This is a genomic window from Kluyvera sp. STS39-E (genome assembly GCF_040932435.1).
In the GTDB taxonomy this organism is placed as follows: domain Bacteria; phylum Pseudomonadota; class Gammaproteobacteria; order Enterobacterales; family Enterobacteriaceae; genus Kluyvera.
Map to the genome: position 1 here is coordinate 1 of NZ_JBFQGA010000018.1, position 21831 is coordinate 21831.

General features: G+C 52.9%; 27 protein-coding genes. 12 read left to right on the plus strand and 15 right to left on the minus strand.

Features of this window, described 5'->3' with window-relative positions; all coding sequences use genetic code 11:
• The 8 genes from AB4K05_RS24150 to AB4K05_RS24185 form a co-directional block, all read right to left on the minus strand.
• On the minus strand, positions 1-500 hold a 500-nt coding region (locus AB4K05_RS24150), incomplete at its 3' end, for an ead/Ea22-like family protein (RefSeq protein WP_368482213.1).
• Positions 472-609: a hypothetical protein gene (locus AB4K05_RS24155; protein WP_368482214.1), complete on the minus strand. Its 138-nt coding sequence runs from the start codon at positions 607-609 to the stop codon at positions 472-474. The genes AB4K05_RS24150 and AB4K05_RS24155, both read right to left, overlap by 29 nt.
• A 527-nt stretch (positions 610-1136) precedes the next feature.
• Positions 1137-1598 (minus strand): hypothetical protein, encoded by a 462-nt coding sequence (locus AB4K05_RS24160; RefSeq protein ID WP_368482215.1) that lies wholly within the window; start codon positions 1596-1598, stop codon positions 1137-1139.
• Positions 1595-1846 carry a hypothetical protein gene (locus AB4K05_RS24165; protein WP_368482216.1) on the minus strand — a complete coding sequence of 84 codons (252 nt, stop codon included), beginning with the start codon at positions 1844-1846 and terminating at the stop codon, positions 1595-1597. Before AB4K05_RS24165 ends, AB4K05_RS24160 begins: the two co-directional genes overlap by 4 nt.
• Positions 1847-1848: 2 nt before the next feature.
• Positions 1849-2538: a replication protein P gene (locus AB4K05_RS24170; protein ID WP_368482217.1), complete on the minus strand. Its 690-nt coding sequence runs from the start codon at positions 2536-2538 to the stop codon at positions 1849-1851.
• Positions 2522-3451 carry a replication protein gene (locus AB4K05_RS24175; RefSeq protein ID WP_368482218.1) on the minus strand — a complete coding sequence of 310 codons (930 nt, stop codon included), beginning with the start codon at positions 3449-3451 and terminating at the stop codon, positions 2522-2524. The genes AB4K05_RS24170 and AB4K05_RS24175 overlap by 17 nt, the downstream gene beginning before the upstream one ends.
• Before the next feature lie 337 nt (positions 3452-3788).
• The gene (locus AB4K05_RS24180; RefSeq protein WP_368482219.1) at positions 3789-4331 is read right to left on the minus strand and encodes a toxin YdaT domain-containing protein; all 543 of its coding nucleotides are present in this window, start codon (positions 4329-4331) and stop codon (positions 3789-3791) included.
• 2 nt (positions 4332-4333) lie between these two features.
• Positions 4334-4564: a transcriptional regulator gene (locus AB4K05_RS24185; protein ID WP_368482220.1), complete on the minus strand. Its 231-nt coding sequence runs from the start codon at positions 4562-4564 to the stop codon at positions 4334-4336.
• Between AB4K05_RS24185 and AB4K05_RS24190 the strand changes: the two genes are divergently transcribed.
• From AB4K05_RS24190 to xis, 9 genes are all read left to right on the plus strand, one after another.
• Positions 4563-5087, plus strand: a complete 525-nt coding sequence (locus AB4K05_RS24190; RefSeq protein ID WP_368482221.1) for a helix-turn-helix domain-containing protein — start codon at positions 4563-4565, stop codon at positions 5085-5087. The genes AB4K05_RS24185 and AB4K05_RS24190 overlap by 2 nt on opposite strands.
• Before the next feature lie 177 nt (positions 5088-5264).
• On the plus strand, positions 5265-5573 hold the full coding sequence (locus AB4K05_RS24195) for a cell division protein FtsZ (RefSeq protein ID WP_368482222.1): 309 nt from the start codon (positions 5265-5267) through the stop codon (positions 5571-5573).
• A 10-nt stretch (positions 5574-5583) separates the two neighbouring features.
• Positions 5584-5751 (plus strand): YdaE family protein, encoded by a 168-nt coding sequence (locus AB4K05_RS24200; protein ID WP_316416956.1) that lies wholly within the window; start codon positions 5584-5586, stop codon positions 5749-5751.
• A 141-nt stretch (positions 5752-5892) separates the two neighbouring features.
• Positions 5893-8853: a RecE family exodeoxyribonuclease gene (locus AB4K05_RS24205; RefSeq protein ID WP_368482223.1), complete on the plus strand. Its 2961-nt coding sequence runs from the start codon at positions 5893-5895 to the stop codon at positions 8851-8853.
• Positions 8854-8865: 12 nt separating this feature from the next.
• On the plus strand, positions 8866-9957 hold the full coding sequence (locus AB4K05_RS24210; RefSeq protein WP_368482224.1) for a recombinase RecT: 1092 nt from the start codon (positions 8866-8868) through the stop codon (positions 9955-9957).
• A 34-nt stretch (positions 9958-9991) separates the two neighbouring features.
• Positions 9992-10402 carry a PerC family transcriptional regulator gene (locus AB4K05_RS24215; RefSeq protein WP_368482225.1) on the plus strand — a complete coding sequence of 137 codons (411 nt, stop codon included), beginning with the start codon at positions 9992-9994 and terminating at the stop codon, positions 10400-10402.
• Between the two features lie 2 nt (positions 10403-10404).
• Positions 10405-10713: a hypothetical protein gene (locus AB4K05_RS24220; RefSeq protein WP_061281401.1), complete on the plus strand. Its 309-nt coding sequence runs from the start codon at positions 10405-10407 to the stop codon at positions 10711-10713.
• Positions 10714-10720: 7 nt separating this feature from the next.
• A complete protein-coding gene (locus AB4K05_RS24225; protein WP_368482226.1) occupies positions 10721-10966 on the plus strand; it encodes a DUF4060 family protein in 246 nt (81 codons plus the stop codon).
• A 45-nt stretch (positions 10967-11011) separates the two neighbouring features.
• Positions 11012-11296: an excisionase Xis gene (gene xis / locus AB4K05_RS24230; RefSeq protein ID WP_368482227.1), complete on the plus strand. Its 285-nt coding sequence runs from the start codon at positions 11012-11014 to the stop codon at positions 11294-11296.
• Here xis and AB4K05_RS24235 read toward each other — a convergent pair.
• The 5 genes from AB4K05_RS24235 to rpoE form a co-directional block, all read right to left on the minus strand.
• Positions 11274-12503: a tyrosine-type recombinase/integrase gene (locus AB4K05_RS24235; RefSeq protein WP_368482228.1), complete on the minus strand. Its 1230-nt coding sequence runs from the start codon at positions 12501-12503 to the stop codon at positions 11274-11276. The two genes, xis and AB4K05_RS24235, sit on opposite strands and share 23 nt — an antisense overlap.
• A 420-nt stretch (positions 12504-12923) precedes the next feature.
• Entirely contained in the window at positions 12924-13400 is a 477-nt protein-coding gene (rseC, locus tag AB4K05_RS24240; RefSeq protein WP_368482229.1) for a SoxR-reducing system protein RseC, read from the minus strand.
• The gene (gene rseB, locus AB4K05_RS24245; protein WP_368482230.1) at positions 13397-14350 is read right to left on the minus strand and encodes a sigma-E factor regulatory protein RseB; all 954 of its coding nucleotides are present in this window, start codon (positions 14348-14350) and stop codon (positions 13397-13399) included. The genes rseC and rseB overlap by 4 nt, the downstream gene beginning before the upstream one ends.
• On the minus strand, positions 14350-14997 hold the full coding sequence (gene rseA / locus AB4K05_RS24250; RefSeq protein WP_368482231.1) for an anti-sigma-E factor RseA: 648 nt from the start codon (positions 14995-14997) through the stop codon (positions 14350-14352). Before rseA ends, rseB begins: the two co-directional genes overlap by 1 nt.
• A 31-nt stretch (positions 14998-15028) precedes the next feature.
• Entirely contained in the window at positions 15029-15604 is a 576-nt protein-coding gene (gene rpoE / locus AB4K05_RS24255) for an RNA polymerase sigma factor RpoE (RefSeq protein ID WP_368482232.1), read from the minus strand.
• A gap of 417 nt (positions 15605-16021) precedes the next feature.
• On the opposite strand from rpoE, the gene nadB reads away from it, so the two are divergent.
• Positions 16022-17641 carry an L-aspartate oxidase gene (gene nadB, locus AB4K05_RS24260; RefSeq protein ID WP_368482233.1) on the plus strand — a complete coding sequence of 540 codons (1620 nt, stop codon included), beginning with the start codon at positions 16022-16024 and terminating at the stop codon, positions 17639-17641.
• On the opposite strand, the gene AB4K05_RS24265 is transcribed toward nadB, so the two are convergent.
• Complete coding sequence (locus AB4K05_RS24265) at positions 17626-18366, minus strand: tRNA1(Val) (adenine(37)-N6)-methyltransferase (RefSeq protein ID WP_368482234.1); 741 nt, start codon at positions 18364-18366, stop codon at positions 17626-17628. The two genes, nadB and AB4K05_RS24265, sit on opposite strands and share 16 nt — an antisense overlap.
• A 127-nt stretch (positions 18367-18493) precedes the next feature.
• On the opposite strand from AB4K05_RS24265, the gene srmB reads away from it, so the two are divergent.
• Both srmB and AB4K05_RS24275 read left to right on the plus strand, forming a co-directional pair.
• Entirely contained in the window at positions 18494-19825 is a 1332-nt protein-coding gene (gene srmB / locus AB4K05_RS24270) for an ATP-dependent RNA helicase SrmB (RefSeq protein WP_368482235.1), read from the plus strand.
• A gap of 58 nt (positions 19826-19883) precedes the next feature.
• Positions 19884-20603, plus strand: coding sequence for a GntR family transcriptional regulator (locus tag AB4K05_RS24275; protein WP_368482236.1), 720 nt, complete (start codon positions 19884-19886; stop codon positions 20601-20603).
• Position 20604: 1 nt separating this feature from the next.
• Here the strand turns inward: AB4K05_RS24275 and AB4K05_RS24280 are convergent, their stop codons facing one another.
• Entirely contained in the window at positions 20605-21804 is a 1200-nt protein-coding gene (locus AB4K05_RS24280) for an enolase C-terminal domain-like protein (RefSeq protein WP_368482237.1), read from the minus strand.
• Positions 21805-21831: the final 27 nt, after the last annotated feature.

Here is a 21831-nt window from a genome sequence, read left to right on the forward strand (position 1 = left end):
AGCGCTTTCTTCACGAGGCGCTTATCCAACACTGGAACCTCTCGCGCCAAATCGTCGTGCTCATACCAGAATGTTGGTGGCAGCTTCACGGTGACGGTGCGGGACTCCAGCTCCCCGGCATATTTGCCAAGTTCAGCGTTACGTCTCTCCAGCGTGTCGATGCGGTCCTGCTGCTGGTTGATATGGTCATCCTGTGCTGCGTTTGCACGCTGCGCCTTCTCCAGCGCCTCTACCAGCTCCAGTACATCCGGATCGCTAACATCCACGACAGTTACGCGAGATTGAGCATAGTGATCATCGGCAATGCTCCGGCCCGGCGCGTAGTGACAGCCAGCATCGTCATACGTAGCACCTGAGCAGGCATAAACAATACGAGAGGCCGACATAGCACCAATCGTCATTTCAGCACCGCAAATGTGGCATTTAGGCGCTGCGATAGGGGTGTGACGCTGGCGGATTTCGACCAGCTTTTCAGGTGTCAGTGCGGTGATATCGTTCATTGTGGCCTCCATTCGTCGCATTTATAGTCGCGGCAACCGTCAAAATCATAGGGGTTGTACTGCCAGCTGATTTTCCCGCAACAAGGGCAATTCCAGCGAACCTTGCCACTTCGCGCTTTCTGCCGGCGGTTATGCTTTCGCAACCATTCGGGCATCACCAGGCCTGCACCCTGAACCATAATGTGACGATTGAAATCCTGAATGTTGAATGTACGGCGCTTCACCCTGTCGGCCATTGAAAACGGCAACCAGACAACCCCTGGCTCTTCGGTATTCGCAGAGACAAATACAAACGCCTTAGAGAAGTCATCAGTGGGTAGACCACCACTCTGAAGCCAGTAAACATCGTTCCCGTTCCAGCTTCCTTTCTGGTAAGCAACGTAGGCATCACAGCCAGCCTCGGTAACGCTTTCGGATGGAATGTACTGGCAATCAACGTGCCATTTGGCGTGAGCATCTACGCTGTCAGCACATACAGGCTGGTCAATCTCCCTGCCTAGCTCCCAGCCGCGTTGAGCCTCTTCCAGCGTGTATTCGTGTGCGCGTTCGATGTTAGAGCTATACCCATTACCGTTTTGGCAGTGGAATGACGCGTTACTCCCTACGGTTTCGCGAGTACAGAGCATGTAGAATCGATTACTCATGCTCGGCTCCTTGGCGTAACTGGGCGGCGAACTCGACTAGCGACTTCTCGGCATACTCTCCAGACAAACCATCTTCCGGCAGATTGTTGCCTAACTCTCCTTTTGCACTAAGGATTGCTCGTACTACGTCGTCCACATCCTCAAGCGGTTTATCGATAAATCCGTTGTTGTAGGCTGCGGCAATCCGGCTGGCTGCAAAATTGATTCCCTCAATGCGCCCTTGGTAACGAACTTCAGCCAGGTACGCGTCGGTTGCCGGGGTTTCAACGCACTGCATTTCTTGCAGTGTCTGCATATCCATAAAGTCGCCGTCAGGCTCTGTGATGGTGGCGTTGTACGCCGAGTAAACCTCTGACGCTTCATGTACCAGTTCAGCGGCTTTAGACTTCAACCCCGCATTCTCCGCGACCACCGCAGCAAGTTGCTGCTCAAGCTGTTCGTATGTTGGTTTCATGCCTGTGCTCCTTCCAGTGCTGCGGCGATTTCTTCGAAGAACTTCTCCCGGGAATAGCTGGTCATGGCCGGTACAAACGCGGTCATCAGCTTGCCAAGGTCGCAGTTCTCATCATCGGAAAATAAAACGACTTTCTTATCGAGGCGTGTTTTTGCCTCCTGCAACTGCTCGTTCTTGCTCGCGCGCTGGATGTACTCGGCGATGATTGCGATCGCTTTATTCGTCTGCTTCTCGATGAACTCGCTCATACTCACGCCCTCCCCGCGTCTTTGCTGCGTTTGTACTGCGCCAGCAGCTGCTCGGCTGGTGTTGGCCCTTTCGCTGCTGTAGGCGCGGCCAGCGCGCGGCGAATTGGCGGTACAGGCTTACCGGAGAGAACCCGGCGTTCCCACATGTCCAGAACCTTGACGGCTTCGCGCTCCAGCTCCTGGCGGCTCAGTTGCCCCTGTGTGCTGCGGTGGCGCAGTTCCAGGCAGATGTGATACAGAACCGGTTTAGGCCATGGGTATTGCTCGCTGGAAGGGTAACGGAAAACCAGTTTCTGCCACTTCCAGTATTCAGCCATGACGTCAGCAGAGCTAATACCGAGCGCGCTACGGCCTTCACGGCACCAGGCGATGAATTGCCCCGGCGATGGTAAGAACGGGCGCTCCTGACGTCGTGCAACGCGCAGACCAGCATTTACCTGCTCCATGGTGGTGATCCCGTTTTCACGAAAGGCCAGCAACCACTGGCGGCGCAGTTCGTCGAATGCGTTCTGGTCGTTGAAGGTGCTAACACAGGCCGGGAACGCGGCGCGCAGCGCGCTGAACAGGGTGTTAAAGATTTCTGCCGTCTGCTGAACCTGCTGTTGAACGTCCTGCAGTTCTGGCAAGCCATTAGCCACACGCGCAAAGTTTTCGCGGTCAAAATTGACCATCTGCTCAGAGAGAGTTTTCATTGAGCACCCCGTTTATCCAGTCAGTGTTGTTGTAATCGACTTTGCCATTGCTGCTTCCAGCAGCCGAGCGCTGCCCGCCAGCAGCTCGCTGAAGGCTCAGGGTGTCCCATTTGGCGCGAAGCTTTGCCGGAGAGAGGATATTCGTGTGCCAGAAAGCGTCCTTGCTGGCCCACAGGAACAGTTCGCAAATTTCACGGTGACTGTGACCGTCAAGCTCGCGCATCAGACGCACATCGTTAGCCCAGGAGGCCATGATGGGTTTCTTCGGGAAGGGTTTAACTTTTTCGACCAGGACAACGAGCCATTCAGCGCATTGCTGGTCTGCCGATGTTCCCCACTTTGTGAAGTTCGGGGTGTAAATCACGGCGTCAGGATGAGCAGATAAAAACTTACTCAGACGGTCGTCAGGGGATTCGTCAGAATTCTCGGACGAAGATCTTTTAATATTGTTATTGTTATAGTCTTGGGTGTCTACCGTTTCCGGGAAGGTTTTTCCCGATTTCGGGAAGGATATTCCCGTTTTCGGGAAGACTTTTCCCGTTTTCGGTTTGTCTAAAATCCAGGCAGAAAGCTCAGTATTTATACCGACAGTCTTCATCACGCCTTGCTTGTGACTGAAGATAATTCCACGCTCAGAAAGCGACCGAATTGCATCAGAAACGTGTGAATCGCTAAGACCTGTGAGCCCGGCAATTACTGTGTTTGTAACCCGGTCCTGTTTTTTATTCCATCCGTAGGTTAACCAGATCACAGCTTCCAGACACTGCCACTCACGCCCAGACATGCGCAGACGTGGTTTGAGCTTCTGAATCTCGTTAGCGATTCGGGTATACCCGTTGGACAGGTCGGCCATAAGACCTCCTGCATTCTCGGCATTTGTGGGAAATTTGAATATTTCAGCGGTGTTTGACATACTTGCCCCGTAATTTCTGCCTGGAATTACACTCGAAAACTGGTTGTGTTGGCGCACTCCAGTTTTCACCCTTTCAGAACAGCCCTGGCTGCGGCTGATTACGCTTAACGCGTTTCTTTTCGAACTTGTCTGCAGGAAGTGATTGCTTCTCTGCCCATAGCTTTGCGTGTCGTAAAACATCGTCAAAAATTCTCCCCTTACGACTGGCCTGACTCATGCGCTTGTACATGTCGATTGCCTGATATGCCCCCCCTGCGCCACCGCCGCAGTGAAGCCCTGTTTAATCAGCTCATCACGCACGTTCTTTTCAATGAATTCGATGTGGTTCATGGGCACCTCACAGAAGACCGGGCGCTAACGCTGCAAGACCGCTAAGAACCTGCCCCATGGCTTCGGCTGGAAGCATTGCCAGCATCTTCTCGATGCCCTCACGGACCTCCTTCACCATCTGGTGCTGTGGAGCGTTAAGCATCAGCGCCTGCTTTGCTTCGCTGATTTCTTTCTCCATCGCCGCATACCGAGACATGAAGTCATCCTGCGGAACCAAACGCCCCCGGAACTCCAGAGGAAGAACCGCCAGAATCGACGGGGTAAGCAGCTGGATATTGCGCTGTGCCGTCATAGTGGTTCCGTCGAGCCAGCGGAAGAGTTTCTGACGGCTACGACTCAGGTCATCAGGGAAATCCAGCGCTCCGCCGCCCTGACTCTCCCACTCCTCAACGATTAGGCCCGCGACAACATCCTGGTTGTTGATTGAGGCAGCCCAGGCGCGAACGGCATCACGGATATGTTCCGTGGAAACTTCAGCAGCCTGCTGATAACGGTTTATCAGTGGCTTAGCTTCAAAAGCTGTATCCTGGTGAAAATTCAGAGCTTGCATGATTACGCTCCTTGCTTTGGCAATCCGTCAGTTGGGTTTGGATAAGCATCAGGATCGATTTCGTGCGGAGTAATCTGCCAGTTCAATAATTGGCAAAGAGCACGAACCCGAGACGTGGGTACTTTCCCGGAATTCATCCACCGGCTAACAGCCTGAGATGAAAGCCCCATAGCCTCACCAAGGGCGGTTTGAGTTGTGATGGATTTAATTTTGTTTTTGAGTTGATCGTTCATGACTCCTCCTTTTGTTGAAACAAGCATACACATTGAAACTGAACGTTTCAATAAATTACTCCAATTTGTTTCAGTTACTTCTGAAACGCGGGGTTGTAAAATGGAATCCATGACTACTGAGAACAATCAAATCTTTGCTTATCGGCTCAACCAGGTAGCCACAGAGCATGGTTGGAATCTTTCCGAGATAGCCCGTCGCGTTGGTGTAACGCCGCAGGCGGTGCAAAAGTGGGCGAAAGGAATCTCTATCCCACGAGGAATGAAGCTAAAACGACTTGCTGAAGTAGCTGATAAGCCTGAGCATTGGTTTTTTATGCCCCCTGATACAGACGATCAGGAAGTGCAGGCTCAGCTCAATATTCCTAAAAAACTCGATGTGACTGAAGAAGCCTTGCTCGCAATATTCAACCAGTTGCCAGAATCAGAGAGGCTCCGTCTAATTCTTCATGCCAAAGGTGTTTTGAAAGACCTACAATCGTTGAAAGATGATGTCAGCGACCTGATTAAAAATCTGAATAACTAACTCGCCTCCCAAAGAGCACCGGTTTATCCGGTGTTTTTTTTCGCCCTTAATTACTAAATTTAGTTTCAATGCATTGACTATTGAAACGAACAGTTGTACCGTTAATCACATCGACAACAAGCGCATCGTTGTCAGGTGAAATGTTCCGCTAGCCGGCGACAAGGCAAGACACAAAAAGTGGGCTTCGCGGTGGTGAAGTGCAGAGTGAAAAAGCTCAACCGTGGGTATCAGATACACGGCGCCACCAGCGAAGTTCACTTAGGAAAACTGGAGAACGATATGGTTCATCAGCACTACGGCACACAGACGATCAACCGCGGCGCAGTTCTGCCCGGCATGCTCGTCAAACACAAAGACGCAACCTGGACTGCATCAGCCAACGCACGAGGTCGTTTGTATTTGCATCGCGGCGTAGAGCGCACTTACACAACCGAGCTTTTGGTTGAAGTGTTTCTGAATGGTGTAGGCAATGCCCTTAGCCATTAACGGGGGAGTTATGCAAAAGAAGAAATGCGCTTACCGCCACTGCGGAAAACCGATTGAACAAGGCAAAGAAGTGAAGAACACGCTGACGCTGATCCACGGCGCGCAGCTGAAGCACGAAGAACGCGATTACTGCTGTGTACGTTGCGCCTCTTACGACCAGATGGCCCACGAGTCATAACGTAAAAACCCGCCGAAGCGGGCCTGTACGTCCGGTGCCACCGACCAAAGTTACACCGGAAATTTTACAAAAAACCAATGAACACCCAATGGGCGCCACCAATGGCCCGGGGATTCTAACACCCAAAAAAGAGGATCTCACATGGAATTCTTTAATGTGGTTAAGGCCACTCAGAAATCCGGCAAGAAAGATGCAGTAATTTGGCGCAGTGCGAAATCAGAAGCGCGCGCCAATCTTCAGCTCGATGTTGATCTGGAAGATGCCGGAATTGAGACCGGTCGCGGCAAGGATTACCAGAAGCCAATCCGTACTGACTTCCCTGTGTTTAACGACCTGCCGGAAGAAGGTGTGGTTGATTTTACCTGGTGCGAACGCTACGAATTGGCCGAAGACCAGCGCACATGGCAACTGAAACCCGGCGCGGCGCCGCAGGACACTTTCCACCAGGAAGACGTTGCAGACAACGATTTAACCACTGAGCTGATGGCCGAAGAGAACGGCGACCGCAAGGTTGAATACTCCGACGACGAGAACGCAGAGTTCCAGCTGGTCACTATGCCTTTCCGCATTCAGTTGTTGGCGCAGCTGTGCGCCGAAACAGGCCACGTTTACCACATCAGCATCCCACGCCGTAAAGAGCTTTCAGCGTTAGAAATGGACATGGATAACACCTATGTTCAGAACCTGCTGCTTGCTGTAGAAAACGCGCCGGAGGTTAAAGCATACGACATGCCAGGCCTCTGGAAGCTGACCGACGCAGTGCAAAAGGCATTGCCACAGACACAGCGCCATGAACTGAACCACTTTATTCAGTTCGTTAAAGCGTGGGTTAGTACCGAATACATCGATCGCGGCCTGCTGGTGAAAGAGTGGCAAAAGGGAAACCGTGTAGCGCAGATCCAGCGCACCGATACAGGAACCAATGCTGGCGGCGGCAATAAGGCAGACCGAAACCCCGATTACGAACATACCCTGGATACGCTGGACGAAGAGATCGCACTGGCCACTTTGCCAATGGATTTCGACATCTACAATATTCCGGGTTCAATTCATCGCCGGGCTAAAGAGATCGTCAGCAAGAAAGAAAGCCCATTCAAAGAGTGGTCCGCGGCCCTGCGCAAATGCGCCGGCATCCTGGATTATTCGCGTGCAGCAATTTTCGCACTTATCCGCGGTGCCGCCGAGAACGCGCATCACTTCCCTGTCAGCCTGCAGACGTATATCAACGCTAACCTGATTGAAAGCAACCACGCATCACCAGCAGTTGAGACGCTGGCAGCAGCCGAACAGCCTAAAATCGCCAACATGGGGAATGGCATGTTCTCCATCGATAACCTAATGAACGCCCCAGCAAAACCAACCGAGGAAACCACCAGCGATGAGCAGATGGAAGAGACTGAGCGCGCCGAAGGCGAAACTAACGATGCGATATCAGCAGGCGAAGGTGCTGTGGAAGATGATCAGCAGACAGATACCGTAGCTGAAATCGTGTGTACTGGTTGCGGCGCTGTCGGTGGCGGCCACTGTCCGGAATGCGGTCCCGTTGTTGGCGATGCTACCTACGCAGCAATGGAAGCAGATTTGAAAGAAGAAGCTGATGCGCGTGAGCTTGAAGGCAGCAACGCGGAGATTCTGGCCTCCGCGGCGCCGAGCCTGGCGAACCATGAAGCGGCAGATGTTAACCAAAAACCGGAAAACGTGAATCAAAATGACGGTTCTGTGCATCAGGAAGACCAAAATGCGCATCAAAACAGCCCAGAAGTGAATCAGGACGAACCAGAAGGGAATCAGCCAGAGCCGGTTGCCGAATACCCTGCTGTCTTCGAGCCAGGTCGTTATGAAGGTCTGCCAAACGAGGTTTACCACGCGGCGAACGGTATCAGCTCAACACAGGTGAAAGATGCCCGCGTGTCCCTGATGTACTTCAATGCGCGCCACGTAGAGAAGACCATCACAAAAGAACGCTCTCCGGTTCTGGATATGGGCAACCTGGTGCATGCGCTGGCGCTGCAACCTGAACAACTGGATGCCGAATTCAGCGTTGAACCAGTTATTCCAGAAGGTGCATTCACTACAACGGCAACGATCCGCGCGTTCATTGATGAGCATAACGCCAGCCTGCCAGCGCAACTGTCAACTGACGATATTAAGGCACTGATTGAAGCTCACAACGCTACCCTGCCGCCACTGGTAGCACTTGGCGATGACGCTACACAGACCGGTGAGAATTACATGTCTCTCCCAGCAGAGTTTCAACGTGTTGAAGAGGGACAAAAAGTCACAGCGGCCAAAATGAAAGCCTGTATCAAAGAGTACAACGCCACCCTACCGCAGCAGGTGAAAACCAGCGGCAGCCGTGATGCTCTGCTCGAGCAACTAGCGGTGATTAACCCTGACCTGGTCGCGCAGGAAGCACAGAAACCGCAGCCGCTCAAAGTATCCGGCACGAAGGCCGATCTGATTCAGGCCGTGAAGGCGGTAAACCCTGACGCCGTATTTGCCGACGAACTGCTGGACACCTGGCGCGAAAACCCGGAAGGCAAAGTGCTGGTCACCCACCAGCAACTGCGCACCGCACTAAACATTCAGAAAGCCCTTCTCCAGCATCCGACCGCCGGCAAGTTGCTGACGCACCCGAGCCGCGCTGTTGAAGTGAGTTATTTCGGGTTCGACGATGAAACCGGGCTTGAAGTCCGTGTGCGTCCGGATCTGGAAATCGACCTGGATGGTGTGCGTATCGGTGCCGACCTGAAAACTATCAGCATGTGGAACATCAAGCAGGAAGGCCTGCGCGCCAAGTTACACCGGGAGATCATCGACCGCGATTATCACCTGAGCGCAGCCATGTACTGCGAGACAGCAGCACTTGACCAGTTCTTCTGGATTTTCGTCAACAAAGACGAGAACTACCACTGGATCGCGATTATCGAGGCATCTGTCGAGCTGCTGGAACTGGGCATGCTGGAGTACCGCAAGGCGATGCGCGCCATTGCAACCGGCTTTGATACTGGCGAGTGGCCAGCGCCAATCACCGCCGACTACACCGACGAACTAAACGACTTTGACCAGCGCCGTCTTGAAGCGCTGCGTACTCAGGCATAAGGGGGAATGAACATGTCTACAGCAATTACTACCAACGAAAACAAGACGCAAATGATCGACAACATCTCCATTTTGACCAACGGTGAACTCTTTGACCGCCTGCGTACCCTGTCGACAGTGATGGCAAATAGTGGCGCATTTGTACCTAGTCATTTCCGCGATAAGCCGGACGCATGTATGGCCGTCGTTATGCAGGCAGCCCGCTGGGGTATGGATCCTTTCGCAGTGGCGCAAAAGACTCATATCGTTGGCAATAGCGGCGTTCTCGGTTATGAAGCGCAGTTGGTTAACGCAGTAATAACCAACATGTCACCAACTAAAGACCGTCTTCATTACGAATGGTTTGGCAAATGGGAAAACATCGTTGGACGCTTTGTGAAAAAAACCAGCGGCAAAGGCAATGAATATATCGCGCCAGGCTGGGATTTAAAGGATGAGGCAGGTGTGGGTATTCGAGTGTGGGCAACGATGAAAGGCGAGGATGAGCCACGCGAACTGGTACTCATGCTTTCTCAGGCTCAGGTTCGTAACTCGACACTCTGGGCCAGCGACCCACGCCAGCAGCTCGCATATCTCGCGGTAAAACGCTGGGCTCGGTTGTACTGCCCTGATGTGATTCTCGGCGTTTACAGTGCTGATGAAGTCGAAGAGCGGGAAGAGAAAGTTATCAATCCTGGAGCTGCGCAACGGATGAGTGTTGCTGAAATAGCTGGTGACGCCGTCACCACTGCGCATAGCGGACAGGAATCGGCAGCCAACATCGATGTTATTGCCGACGAATTTCGGGACCGTATCGATTCCGCCGAAGATATCGACGCAGCGAAAGCCGTGGGCGAAGACATTAACCAGGCCAAGGCGACTTTGGGCTCAGCACTGTTCACCGAGCTCAGGAATAAAGCCACGCAGCGTTATCACCGGGTGAATGCTCGCAACAAAATCGAGGCAACTATTAACTCCCTGCCGAACACAGGCGAACCAGATGCGACCGAATTGTTCACGAAGGCAGAAGCAACACTCTATGCTGCGCGCCGTCACCTGGGTGATGAGCTGTATGAGCAGTTCCGCGTAACCCTCGACGACATGAAACCGGAATACGTTGGCTAACGGAGGTCGGCCCCGTATGGGGCCGGATACCAGCATGGTAAGTAAAATTGAACGTCAGAACGCGGTCGCCAATTACCTGCTTGATAACCCGCAGGCCAGCCCCGCAGAGATCAGCGAAGCCCTTTGCATTACAGATCGGAACTTGCGACACATCATCAATTCACTGATCGATAGCGGGATGATTGCCCGGTGCAAACGCAGTGAAGACTCCAGATGGTACCGCTTTGTGCTGAATACTCGGCATCTCGGCAAGTCCGGCGGCCAATCAGCAGAATCAAACCAGCTTAGCCAGTTGGAGGTGGTAGCGACTCAATTAGAAAAGCGCGGCCTGTGGCGCCGGGCGGCGACAGTCTGGGCCGAATTATCCCGCATGCAGAAGACTGTAACCGGCGTGGCCATGATTGCGTCGCGGCGTAACCGCTGTATTCGATTAGGGAGAGCGTAAACATGAGCCTGAAACACCGCCTTCAAGAACTGGAAGCCAGCATTGAACCTGCTGCGCTGCGCGCGGCTGCAGACGAGTATTCCGACCTGCTGCTGACATTGTGCCTGTGCATGAAGTTGGCCGGTCCGACCCGGGCGAACGTCCGCGCCTGCGCCACCTCACTGAAAGGCCGCCTGACAACCTGGCACAGCCAGAAAGAACTGAGCGCCATCCTCAGCAGCTGGGACCCTGTTGGTTATGTCCTCGGCCTTCGCCGGGAAGCGAACCGCGCCGCCGCCAGCAATGGCGATCCGATTGATGTGTTTGTGTGAGGTGAGCATGAAGCTAATTAACCGCGGCAGCAAGCAATCACCTATCGCGCGTCAGGCATGCGAGATAGCGCTGGCAACACACCAGGAACGCCACGGCGACTATGGACGCAGCAATATGACAGAGATGTACACCATCCGCGTTGAAGGGGTGAAGGTCACTGTTGAAGTGGTGAACCGGAAGGCAAGCTATGTGGCCACAGCAATGACGGGGATGCGCCGGTTGCGTTCGTTACCCGGCCAGGCAACTCGATAACTAATTTGAAAGAAAATGGCCCGAGCCGGGCCACTGGAGAAAACGATGAGCAAAAATACTGAAGACTTCAAATTAATGAACACTCGAGAAATTTGCGAACAGTTATGCATTTCGTCGAGAACACTGGATCGCTACCGCAAGCGCCCGGGTAATGGAAACCCATTCCCGGAGCCGGACTGCTCCTACATGGGCGGCTCTAATAAATGGCTCAAAACCAAAGTTGAAGAATGGCAGTGCCGGGAAATGGCGCGTCCTGTTCGCCGCCCAATGACACACCTGAACCTACCCCGAGACGTTAAAGGGCGACTTATCCGGTCTGACGCGGCGTGAATTCCAAAACATCGGGCTCGATGATGCTCATCAATCGGGCCCACCACTTGCCATATGCTTCTCTCATTTCTTCGATGTAGGTGTGCTTATCGTACACTGACCACACACCAGGCAGTTTATGGCCGAGCATTATCTCGGCGATATGCGGCTCTGTCAGTTCGGAAAAATTCGTTCTCGCCGTTCGGCGTAGGTCATGAACAGTGAAGTGCGGGATCTGTTCGTCATATGCCTTGAGCATAAATTTCACCAGGTTACTGCTGATGCTCATGTGGAAGCATTCGCTCATCGGCTTATCTTCATGACTCGAGAAGATAAAACGACCAGGAGCCAGCTCAATAACCCGTTTTAACATCGGGAGCATTTCAGGAATGATCGGGCGAACAATCGGCTTTTTACTTTTCCGGCCTGTTTTGTGGTTTTCCCACGGTACGGTCCAGACCCCTTCCTCAAAATCAAAGTGCGTAACTTCGGCCTTACGGAGTTCTCCAACCCTGCATGCCCACACCAGGCACAATTTAAAAAGAATTTTGTTCCGTTCAATCAGCCGGGAATCCTCAATGGCTCGCCAGACGAGAGCCAGTTCTTTGCGGTCCAGCGTTCGTTCACCCATTTTTTTCTGGATGCCGAAATCACGGCCGGATAGTTCAGCCAACGGATTAACCTCCAGCAGCTGGCGCTTCACAGCCCACGAATAACATTGCCGGCCATTGCTGATTACCCGCCGGGTGATCTCGGAGTACCCTTCCGCTAACCGGTCGAGAACGGTTAACCAGTTGTGCAACGTAAGCTGATGCGCCTGGTATCTACCTAGCTTAGGAAATACGTGAAGCTCAAATGTGCGTTTGATCTGTTCAGCCGTTTCTTTCTGGATGCACACCATGGAGTACCATTCGCGGAAGAGTTCCTCAAACGTGTACTGGCTGTTAATTTTGGCTTTATCGAGACTTTGTCGGATCCGTGGATTTTCGCCGCGGGCAAGAATAGCCGACCACTTCGCTACTTCGTCGCGCGCAGCTTTCAGCCCGAACTCCGGGTAACTGCCGATCGTCATTTTGTCCTGCTTACCCAGGAAGCGGAAACGATAGAAGAAGGTAACCGCCCCTTTCTTGGATATACGAACCCACAGACCATCACGGTCTGCCTTCTCTTCTACTTTTTCGCGTTCGCGCCCGAGGCACGACTTTAGATAACTATCTGAAATAGCCATGGTTTGTCTCTGCGTGTGTCCATCAGAACGGGAGGTTCTGTGTCCATCATAGGATATGGACGCACTGGTGGACACAAAAACCGTGACTTATGATGTCGTAGGTTGACTGTACATGCAAACAGTATTGTTTTTGTGAGAGCTGACTTGGTGGGGATCTTACGGGGAATTTGTCGGAGGTTTGCGGAAGCTGTCGGAGTGTCAGTTATCGATATGTGCAATGATGGAGAAGTTACGTATATTCTTCATATATTAATATATTTATGCCTTACGAATACTTTGAGGCCGCTGTACTGAGCCTGACGTTTGTGTCGTTCGAAAACGCCGCATTCTACACTACAACCGCGTAACCAGGAAATGCTCTTCCCGCCAAGCATAGCGCTTCCTGCGAGGAGCGTTCCAAAAATAATAAAGCCAGTGGAATCACTGGCTCATTTCAGAAGAAGAAGCGGTACGAATGAGGTCTGGTGGGAGCCCAACGCTGATGATGATGGGCTGCCACGTTTCCCGCGCAGCCAGTCGAGGCGACAGACCTTTAGCAATCAAGAATCCCCCAACGCCACCCAGTATTGCGCCACACAGCGCGGCAACGTCAGAGCCGAACAGCATCTGAAACAGCGTAGCGACAACAAACAGGCCAACCAGCGGTGACATATAAACCAGCATCGCTGAACCAAGTAGGCTGCTTTCGGTAATGCCCAACTCGACCTTTTGTCCTGTGACCAGCGGCTGTGCACTAGGAACGGAGATCGTGTGGCTGGTTTGTGGTCCCAGCTTATTCAGGACGCGGGTCCCACAGCCGGCGCGTGAAGAACAGCTGTTGCAGGACGTTTTGACGTCGCAACTCACCTGCGCGATACCGTTATCCCAAGCGATAACGGTGGCCCACTCTTTGATCATTGCGCACCCTTGAAGCTAATGCCGTCGGCAATACGTTTCGCCGTTGGCGGCGGCAGCTCACCTACGATGGTAATTTCCGCCTGATTACGCACGGTAGTACTTACCGTACGACGACCGGTACGCAGTAACTGTTCGCTGCTGTTTGGATTTGCCCGATTGATGTTGATTGAGAAACTAAACAAGCCATCGGAGAAGAGACGAGACTCTACCGGCGAATCGATCGTCGGCAAGGTACGGCGGCTACTAGCGACTTCACTAAAGCCCTGTGGCAGCCATGTTGGCGACCAGTTGAAATTGACCTTAGTTCCCGCCGGAACGGACAACAACGGCGGCAGACTCGCTTTCGCCAGTTTATCCATGCTGCTATCTACATTGTCGCCAACGTCAAAGGCAATGACGCGGAACTGCTCTAGGGTTTCCCCATCACGATCGAGCAGATCGACACGCATCGGCAGCTTGCTTTCCGAATCCATCCAAACGATATAGCTATAGCGAGTACCATCGCGCGCCACAACCCGGATAACCTCGCAGAGGCGATCGGCAATACGGGTGCGCCCGACGGAGATAAAATCGTAATACGGCGCCAAACGTTTAAAGTCGGTATAGACCAACGACGGCAGTGAATCGACGATGTAGTCGCCGTTCAGGGTAAACGGATCAAGACCAGGCTCAAAATAGCTGATTTCGCTACCCCGCTGCACCACCTCGCGACGAGGACCATCCATTTGCAACAATTGTGCAAGCGGCTGCCCATTAAGACGCGCATGGCGATAGCGTAGCGATTCGACGCCGGATTTATTGATGCTGACGAATGACAGCTCGTAGTTGAGTGACTGACTGGCCAGATTCATCTGCTGCAACAACGCCCCGGATGATACATCTGCCGAGGCGTTTGCACAGAAGAACAGGCTACCAGCCACAAGTGACATGGCACACCAAAGTTGCTTCATTACTGCGATTGCGTTCCTAGAGTTTGATAGCCCGGCACCTGAACAGCAGCCTGCTGAGTTTGTGCCTGCTCAAACTGAAGTTGTTCTGAATGCAAGCGACGCTGCAATTCGTAATCCTGCAGCATAGCATTAATACGGCGACGCTGTTCCTGAACCTGTTGCTGACCGGTACCGGCGGAAGCATCCGTTGGCACACCTAGGCTTACAGGACTGGCTTTACCCATCATTGGCAGGGTATTAAACACCGGTGATTCAGGTTGAGATGTATCTGATTGCCCATTGTAGTGCTGAACACCAACAATAACGGCTAACGACACACAGGCAGCCACACCCATCTGGGTAAGCGAACTGGCCCATGGACGAACTTTGTTCCAGAACGGCATTTTTTGCCATTGGTGTGGCGCTGGCTGGGCTTCAGGAATGAGCGGCGTTGTCGATTGACGAACAGGCTCATTTTCGATGGCGGCCATGACGCGAGAAGAGATATCAAAATGAAGCACGTCAGGCGTGTCGCCGCGCAGCGAATCACGAATGAGGTGATAGCTCCCCCAGGTTTCTTGCAACTCTGTCGAGCGTGACAGTTCAGTCAGCAGCTCGTTATCCAGCGTTTCACCATCCATTAAGGCGGAAAGTTGTTCTTTCTGCATGCCTAATACCTTTTCCAGTATCCCGCTTTCGTCAACGCCTGATAAGCGGTTGAACTTTATTATCGATAGCTTCTCGCGCACGGAAGATACGAGAACGAACCGTACCCACCGGACAATCCATGATAACCGCTATCTCTTCATAGCTTAGGCCATCAAGCTCCCGCAAGGTAATTGCCATGCGTAAATCTTCCGGAAGCGCATCAATGGTGCGAAAAACAATCTGTCTCAGTTCTTCTGACAACATTAAGTTCTCAGGGTTCGAAATTTCTTTCAAAGCGCCGCCGCTTTCAAAGTTTTCGGCTTCACTCGCGTCCACATCGCTAGACGGCGGGCGACGCCCCTGAGCAACCAGGTAATTTTTAGCCGTATTCACAGCAATACGATACAGCCAAGTATAGAAAGCACTATCTCCCCGGAAAGAATCCAGCGCACGATAGGCCTTTATAAAAGACTCTTGTACCACATCCGGCACATCGCCAGATGGCACATAGCGGGAAACCAGGCTCGCAACCTTATGCTGATAGCGTACCACCAGCAGGTTAAAAGCTTTCTGATCTCCTTTCTGGACCCGCTCAACCAGGACCTGGTCCGTTAACTGCTCGCTCATCCGAGGTAATGTCTCCCCAAACCCTATTTCCACGCGTAATCAGAATGCCACTCCAGCACTGCATTATGAGCAAGCAGAAGCTTAGAGTGCCCGATTTTCGTAAAGTTCCGTTACGCTTTGTTTTTTGTTTAGCAGCAGACGATTCATTGTCTGTCATTATATGTCTGCCGGTGTATTACGGTACGTAAGTTGCGAAATAAAAACGCAAATCCAGTGAAGAGTAACGTAACCCGACCTTTATTTCATCATAAATAGCTGAGCCAGGCCTTAGCGTTTCTCTTATTTTCACCTCTAGCCCCTCCTGCCGATTCGGCGAACATGTTTAGTCATTACAACTTTAGTGTAAAAAAACCCTGCACAGGTCGCTTTTATAGTGCTACTCTGCGATTACCGTGTTTAGTAAATTAAACAACCATAATGAACTCACTCCCAGAACTTTCCTGTGATGTACTGATTGTCGGTAGCGGTGCTGCCGGCCTATCGTTGGCGCTGCGTCTTGCTGAGCACAGTTCGGTCATTGTTTTAAGCAAGGGACCGATCAGTGAAGGCTCCACCTTCTATGCTCAAGGAGGGATCGCCGCCGTCTTTGATGAGGCTGACAGCATTGAATCGCACATTGAGGATACGCTGATTGCCGGTGCGGGGATTTGCGATCGCCAGGCGGTATCGTTCGTCGCCAGCAATGCCAAACGCTGCGTGCAGTGGCTTATCGAGCAAGGCGTGCTGTTTGACACTCAGGTTCAGGCAAACGGAGAAGAGAGTTATCACTTAACGCGTGAAGGCGGCCATAGCCATCGCCGTATTCTACATACCGCAGATGCCACCGGTCGGGAAGTGGAAAATACGCTGGTCAGCAAAGCGCTTAACCATCCCAACATTCGCGTGCTCGAACGTAGCAACGCCGTCGATTTAATTGTTTCCGATAAAATAGGTTTACCGGGCACTCGCCGCATCGTCGGCGCATGGATTTGGGATCGCAATAAAGAAAAGGTTGAGACCTGCGCCGCCAAATCGGTTGTCCTAGCAACCGGCGGCGCCTCAAAGGTGTATCAGTACACCACCAACCCGGATATCTCCTCCGGTGATGGTATCGCTATGGCCTGGCGTGCAGGTTGCCGCGTCGCCAACCTTGAATTTAACCAATTTCACCCCACCGCACTCTATCATCCTCAGGCGCGTAACTTCCTGCTGACAGAAGCCCTGCGCGGCGAAGGCGCACACCTGAAGCGCCCCGACGGCAGCCGTTTTATGCCTGACTTCGACGAACGTGGCGAACTGGCTCCGCGAGATATCGTGGCTCGCGCGATTGACCATGAGATGAAGCGCCTTGGCGTGGACTGCATGTATCTCGATATTAGCCACAAGCCTGAAGCCTTTGTTCGCCAGCATTTCCCAATGATTTATGAAAAATTACTGGGTCTGGGAATCGATCTGACCAAAGAGCCGGTGCCAATTGTCCCTGCGGCGCACTATACCTGCGGCGGCGTGATGGTTGACGACTACGGACGTACCGACGTTGACGGGCTGTATGCAATCGGTGAAGTGAGTTACACCGGTTTGCACGGAGCAAATCGCATGGCGTCGAACTCACTGCTGGAGTGTCTGGTCTACGGCTGGTCGGCCGCCGAGGATATTCACAAGCGGATGCCTTATGCCCGTCAAACGGAAAAGCTGCCTGCTTGGGATGAAAGCCGGGTGGAAAACTCAGATGAACTGGTCGTCATCCAGCACAACTGGCACGAGCTAAGGCTCTTTATGTGGGACTATGTTGGCATCGTGCGCACCACCAAACGCTTAGAGCGCGCACTTCGCCGTATTACCATGCTGCAGCAGGAGCTGGACGAGTACTATTCCCGTTTCCGCGTCTCTAACAACCTGCTAGAGCTGCGCAACCTCGTGCAGGTTGCCGAGCTGATTGTGCGCTGCGCCATGATGCGTAAAGAAAGCCGGGGCCTGCATTACACGCTGGATTATCCAGATTTGTTAGCGCAGTCCGGGCCGTCTGTGCTCTCGCCGCTGACTCACATAAATAAATAGAATGCCTGGGTCAGCGCAGTGTAGCCTTCAGAATACTGCTGCTCTGGCCCACGAATCACCAGCCTGTCGCTAAAGCACTCCCCTGCCTTCGGTGAAAATGCCAGCAGCACCCGATGCGGCAGGCGCATTTCTGTTTCCGCCACGTCAGTACGTAAACGTAAATGCCAGCCCATCGACATCGCTTGTTGGCTAAATGTCTGGCCGATATTTTCCGGTAGCACGACACAAAAGAAGCCATCTTCGGTGATGGCATCGGCGGCACAGGTTAACAGCGCCTGATGATCGAGCGTGGTGGTATAGCGCGCCTGTTCGCGCTCCGGCGTCGCACACTCAACGCCCTGCTCATAATATGGCGGATTGCTGACAATCAGGTTATAGCGGGTTGTAAGCCCCGCAACCCATTGTTGAATATCGGCAGTATGCACATGGACTCTATCTGCCCAGGGCGATTCAGCAATGTTTTCCCGCGCTTGTTCTGCCGCCACTTCGTCCAACTCAACGGCATCAATGCTTACATGTTCATCCGTTCGCTGCGCCAGCATCAAAGCCAGCAGCCCGCTCCCCGTCCCGATATCCAGTACGCGGTTGACGCGGGCAATCGGTGACCAGGCACCCAATAAAATGCCATCAGTCCCGACCTTCATCGCACAGCGATCGTGAGCCACAAAAAAGTTTTTAAAGGTAAATCCGTTGCGACGCAGCACGGATTTAGAATCAGACGTCATATGCGACCTTGCCGATGAAACGAGAGAATATTTCGGTTATGAACAATACCCGAGAACAGATAGCCATACAAACAGATGAAGATTAAAGCCGTAACGTCTATAATCACCGCCTCACACAGAGGTAATCATGACTGTAACGACTTTTTCCGAACTTGAACTTGACGAAAGCCTGCTGGAAGCCCTCCAGAGTAAAGGCTTTACGCGCCCAACTGCCATCCAGGCTGCCGCTATTCCGCCTGCGCTCGAAGGACGTGACGTTCTTGGTTCTGCGCCAACCGGCACCGGTAAAACAGCGGCGTATTTGCTGCCTGCGTTGCAGCACCTGCTCGATTTTCCGCGCAAAAAATCTGGCCCGCCGCGTATTTTGATCCTCACGCCAACGCGTGAACTGGCGATGCAGGTCGCCGATCATGCCCGCGAGCTGGCAAAAAACACTCACCTGGACATTGCGACCATCACCGGTGGTGTGGCGTATATGAACCACGCTGAAGTGTTCAGCGAAAACCAGGATATCGTCGTCGCGACGACCGGTCGTTTGATGCAGTACATCAAAGAAGAAAACTTCGACTGCCGTTCCGTCGAGACGCTGATCTTAGATGAAGCGGACCGCATGCTGGATCTGGGCTTTGCCCAAGATATCGAGCATATCGCCGGTGAAACCCGCTGGCGTAAACAGACGCTGCTGTTCTCAGCAACGCTGGAAGGCGATGCAATTAAAGACTTCGCCGAGCGTTTGCTGGAAGACCCGGTTGAAGTGTCGGCCGATCCGTCAACTCGCGAGCGTAAGAAAATTCATCAGTGGTACTACCGCGCCGATGACTTTGACCATAAATTCAAGCTGCTTGAGCACCTGCTGAAGCAAGAAGACGCAACCCGTACCATCGTGTTTGTACGTAAACGCGAGCGTGTGCATGAACTGGCAGATAAGCTGCGTTCGATCGGTATTAACAACTGTTATCTTGAAGGTGAGATGGCGCAGGTTAAACGTACCGAAGGCATCAAACGTCTGACCGAAGGCCGTGTTAACGTGCTGGTTGCCACTGATGTTGCGGCGCGCGGTATCGATATTCCTGACGTCAGCCACGTCATTAACTTCGATATGCCACGTAGCGGTGACACCTATCTGCACCGCATCGGCCGTACTGGTCGCGCCGGGCGCAAAGGCACCGCGATATCTCTGGTCGAAGCCCACGACTATGTGCTGCTGATGAAAATCGGTCGCTACGTTGAAGAGCCGCTGAAAGCCCGCGTCATCGACACGCTGCGTCCAGTGACTCGTCCACCAAGCGAGAAGATGACCGGCAAGCCGTCGAAGAAGGTACTGGCAAAACGCGCCGAGCAAAAAGAGAAAGACAAAGAAAAACCACGCGTGAAAAAGCGTCACCGTGATGCGAAGAACGTCGGTAAGCGCCGTAAGCCAAGCGGCACCAGCGCGACTGAGCAGAGCACCGAAGAGTAAAGCAAACGCCGGGATAACTTCCCGGCGTTTTCGTATTCAGGGATAAGAGCAGCCTGCCATGAAGAAAAAAGAGTTTGTGACTCAAGATCTCCTCAGCAAGATTTACCAGCAGCACAGCGATGGCGCTCGCAAGCTGCCGCCGGAACGCCAGTTGGCGCAGGAATATGGCGTCTCCCGCTTTACTATTCGCCAAGCGTTGGAAAAACTGGCTAGCATCGGCGTCGTACGTATCGTGCAGGGATCAGGGATCTGGATAAACGAGCAGACTCGCAGCAATCCGCTGGTCTATAACTCCATCACTGAAAAACGCTTCGACCAGATGCGTTACCGCATGATAAGCCTGCACAAAAAACGGCCCGACAGAGAAGACCAGCAAATTTTTGGCCTCACCGAGAACGATTTTATCTGGCAGTTCTGCCGACTGCGGTTTGTCGACGACGTGGCCACGCAAATAGAAATATCCCGCATGCCCGCCGCCATGTTCTCCGACCTCAACCAAGAAGCCATTGAACGCTCGTTACAGCAATACGTGCTGGAGAAGGGATATCCCATTTCTCATCTTCTGACCAGCTACCGGGCGGTAAGCGTCAGCCGAGATCAGGCGGTACTGCTGGGCTGTAAAAAAGGCGCGCCGGCGATGCACATCAATAACCGAGGCATCCTCGACGGTGGGCGGGTCTATGAGATAAGCGATATCATCGATATCAACTACTCGTGTACCTATGTGATCCCGCACAACCGCGATAACCTTGCCTTCCGCCAGCAACCGCCAGAATAATTTACGGCGTGTGAATTGCCCCGTCCGGCAGGCGGCTTTGCGTCCATTCGTGCGGGCGATAAACCACCGGATGGGCCAACGCAAGCGCTTCGTCAAAGCCCACACCAATGCCCGATGCGGTCGGTGGATAGATAAAGCCATTTTGCACTTCAGGTGCGCCGGGGAAGACAGCATCCGTGGTGGCTGAACGTGGGATAAATTCCTGAATAGCCGCGTTATGCAGGTGAATATTCAAGTGCGTGTTCACCGCCACGCCTATCGGCGTCATATCCCCTGGGCCATGCCATGCCAGACGCACGCCAAAAGCTTGACACAGTACCGCCAGTTTCAACGCAGGCGTGATACCGCCAATCTGCGAGACATGGCAGCGAATAAAATCAATCTGCCGGTTAACAATGAGCTCATGCCATTCTGCCGGATTGTTAAAGAGCTCACCCATTGCCAGCGGTATGCTGCTCTGCTGACGGATTTGCGCGAGCCACGGGCTTTGCTGCGGTGATAAAATATCTTCAATAAACCACGGCTGATAAGGCTCCAGTTGCTTCGCCAGCTGCAATGCCTGCTGCGGGAACAGGCGCTCATGCACGTCGTGCAAAATATGGAAACGATGGCCGTAACGTGCGCGCAGTAGGCGGAACATTTCGACCGTATTGCGCACATATTCATCCTGATCAAACCATGCGCCAGGCGTCGGGTTTTCCGGCGTCTGCATGTCACGCGGCGTGCCGCCGTAGAAGCCTAACTGACAGCGAATATGGCGATAGCCCTGCTCCAGTAGCTTATCAACCGAAACAAACAGCTCATCCGGCGTCTCACCGCTGGCATGCGTGTAGGCCGCAATCGCATCGCGCGATTTCCCGCCCAGTAATTGATAAAGCGGCATATCGGCAAGTTGGGCTTTGATATCCCACAACGCCATATCCACACCGGCGATGGCATTGTTCATTACTGGGCCATTACGCCAGTAGGCATTAACGTTCATCATCTGCCAAAGGTCTTCGATGTTATTAGCATCACGGCCAATCAGCAGCGGCTGCAGATATTCGTCCACCAGCGTTTTTACTGCCAGCGGCCTTTGCTGGAACGTGGCACAGCCAAGCCCCACGGTGCCCTTGTCCGTTGTGACACGCACAGTCACCAGATTATGGCGGTCTGGACGAGTGATAAAACATTCAATCGCGGTAATCAGCGTAGGTTTCACAGACAACTCCCTGTGGAAAATAAAATA

Excerpts from the sequence above, each read along its gene's own strand:
- AB4K05_RS24160 (WP_368482215.1), bottom strand. The coding sequence starts at position 1,598 with ATGAAACCAACATACGAACAGCTTGAGCAGCAACTTGCTGCGGTGGTC.
- AB4K05_RS24165 (WP_368482216.1), bottom strand. The coding sequence starts at position 1,846 with ATGAGCGAGTTCATCGAGAAGCAGACGAATAAAGCGATCGCAATCATC.
- AB4K05_RS24170 (WP_368482217.1), bottom strand. The coding sequence starts at position 2,538 with ATGAAAACTCTCTCTGAGCAGATGGTCAATTTTGACCGCGAAAACTTT.
- AB4K05_RS24175 (WP_368482218.1), bottom strand. The coding sequence starts at position 3,451 with ATGTCAAACACCGCTGAAATATTCAAATTTCCCACAAATGCCGAGAAT.
- AB4K05_RS24180 (WP_368482219.1), bottom strand. The coding sequence starts at position 4,331 with ATGCAAGCTCTGAATTTTCACCAGGATACAGCTTTTGAAGCTAAGCCA.
- AB4K05_RS24190 (WP_368482221.1), top strand. The coding sequence starts at position 4,563 with ATGACTCCTCCTTTTGTTGAAACAAGCATACACATTGAAACTGAACGT.
- AB4K05_RS24185 (WP_368482220.1), bottom strand. The coding sequence starts at position 4,564 with ATGAACGATCAACTCAAAAACAAAATTAAATCCATCACAACTCAAACC.
- AB4K05_RS24200 (WP_316416956.1), top strand. The coding sequence starts at position 5,584 with ATGCAAAAGAAGAAATGCGCTTACCGCCACTGCGGAAAACCGATTGAA.
- AB4K05_RS24205 (WP_368482223.1), top strand. The coding sequence starts at position 5,893 with ATGGAATTCTTTAATGTGGTTAAGGCCACTCAGAAATCCGGCAAGAAA.
- AB4K05_RS24210 (WP_368482224.1), top strand. The coding sequence starts at position 8,866 with ATGTCTACAGCAATTACTACCAACGAAAACAAGACGCAAATGATCGAC.
- AB4K05_RS24215 (WP_368482225.1), top strand. The coding sequence starts at position 9,992 with ATGGTAAGTAAAATTGAACGTCAGAACGCGGTCGCCAATTACCTGCTT.
- AB4K05_RS24220 (WP_061281401.1), top strand. The coding sequence starts at position 10,405 with ATGAGCCTGAAACACCGCCTTCAAGAACTGGAAGCCAGCATTGAACCT.
- AB4K05_RS24225 (WP_368482226.1), top strand. The coding sequence starts at position 10,721 with ATGAAGCTAATTAACCGCGGCAGCAAGCAATCACCTATCGCGCGTCAG.
- xis (WP_368482227.1), top strand. The coding sequence starts at position 11,012 with ATGAGCAAAAATACTGAAGACTTCAAATTAATGAACACTCGAGAAATT.
- AB4K05_RS24235 (WP_368482228.1), bottom strand. The coding sequence starts at position 12,503 with ATGGCTATTTCAGATAGTTATCTAAAGTCGTGCCTCGGGCGCGAACGC.
- rseC (WP_368482229.1), bottom strand. The coding sequence starts at position 13,400 with ATGATCAAAGAGTGGGCCACCGTTATCGCTTGGGATAACGGTATCGCG.
- rseB (WP_368482230.1), bottom strand. The coding sequence starts at position 14,350 with ATGAAGCAACTTTGGTGTGCCATGTCACTTGTGGCTGGTAGCCTGTTC.
- rseA (WP_368482231.1), bottom strand. The coding sequence starts at position 14,997 with ATGCAGAAAGAACAACTTTCCGCCTTAATGGATGGTGAAACGCTGGAT.
- rpoE (WP_368482232.1), bottom strand. The coding sequence starts at position 15,604 with ATGAGCGAGCAGTTAACGGACCAGGTCCTGGTTGAGCGGGTCCAGAAA.
- nadB (WP_368482233.1), top strand. The coding sequence starts at position 16,022 with ATGAACTCACTCCCAGAACTTTCCTGTGATGTACTGATTGTCGGTAGC.
- AB4K05_RS24265 (WP_368482234.1), bottom strand. The coding sequence starts at position 18,366 with ATGACGTCTGATTCTAAATCCGTGCTGCGTCGCAACGGATTTACCTTT.
- srmB (WP_368482235.1), top strand. The coding sequence starts at position 18,494 with ATGACTGTAACGACTTTTTCCGAACTTGAACTTGACGAAAGCCTGCTG.
- AB4K05_RS24275 (WP_368482236.1), top strand. The coding sequence starts at position 19,884 with ATGAAGAAAAAAGAGTTTGTGACTCAAGATCTCCTCAGCAAGATTTAC.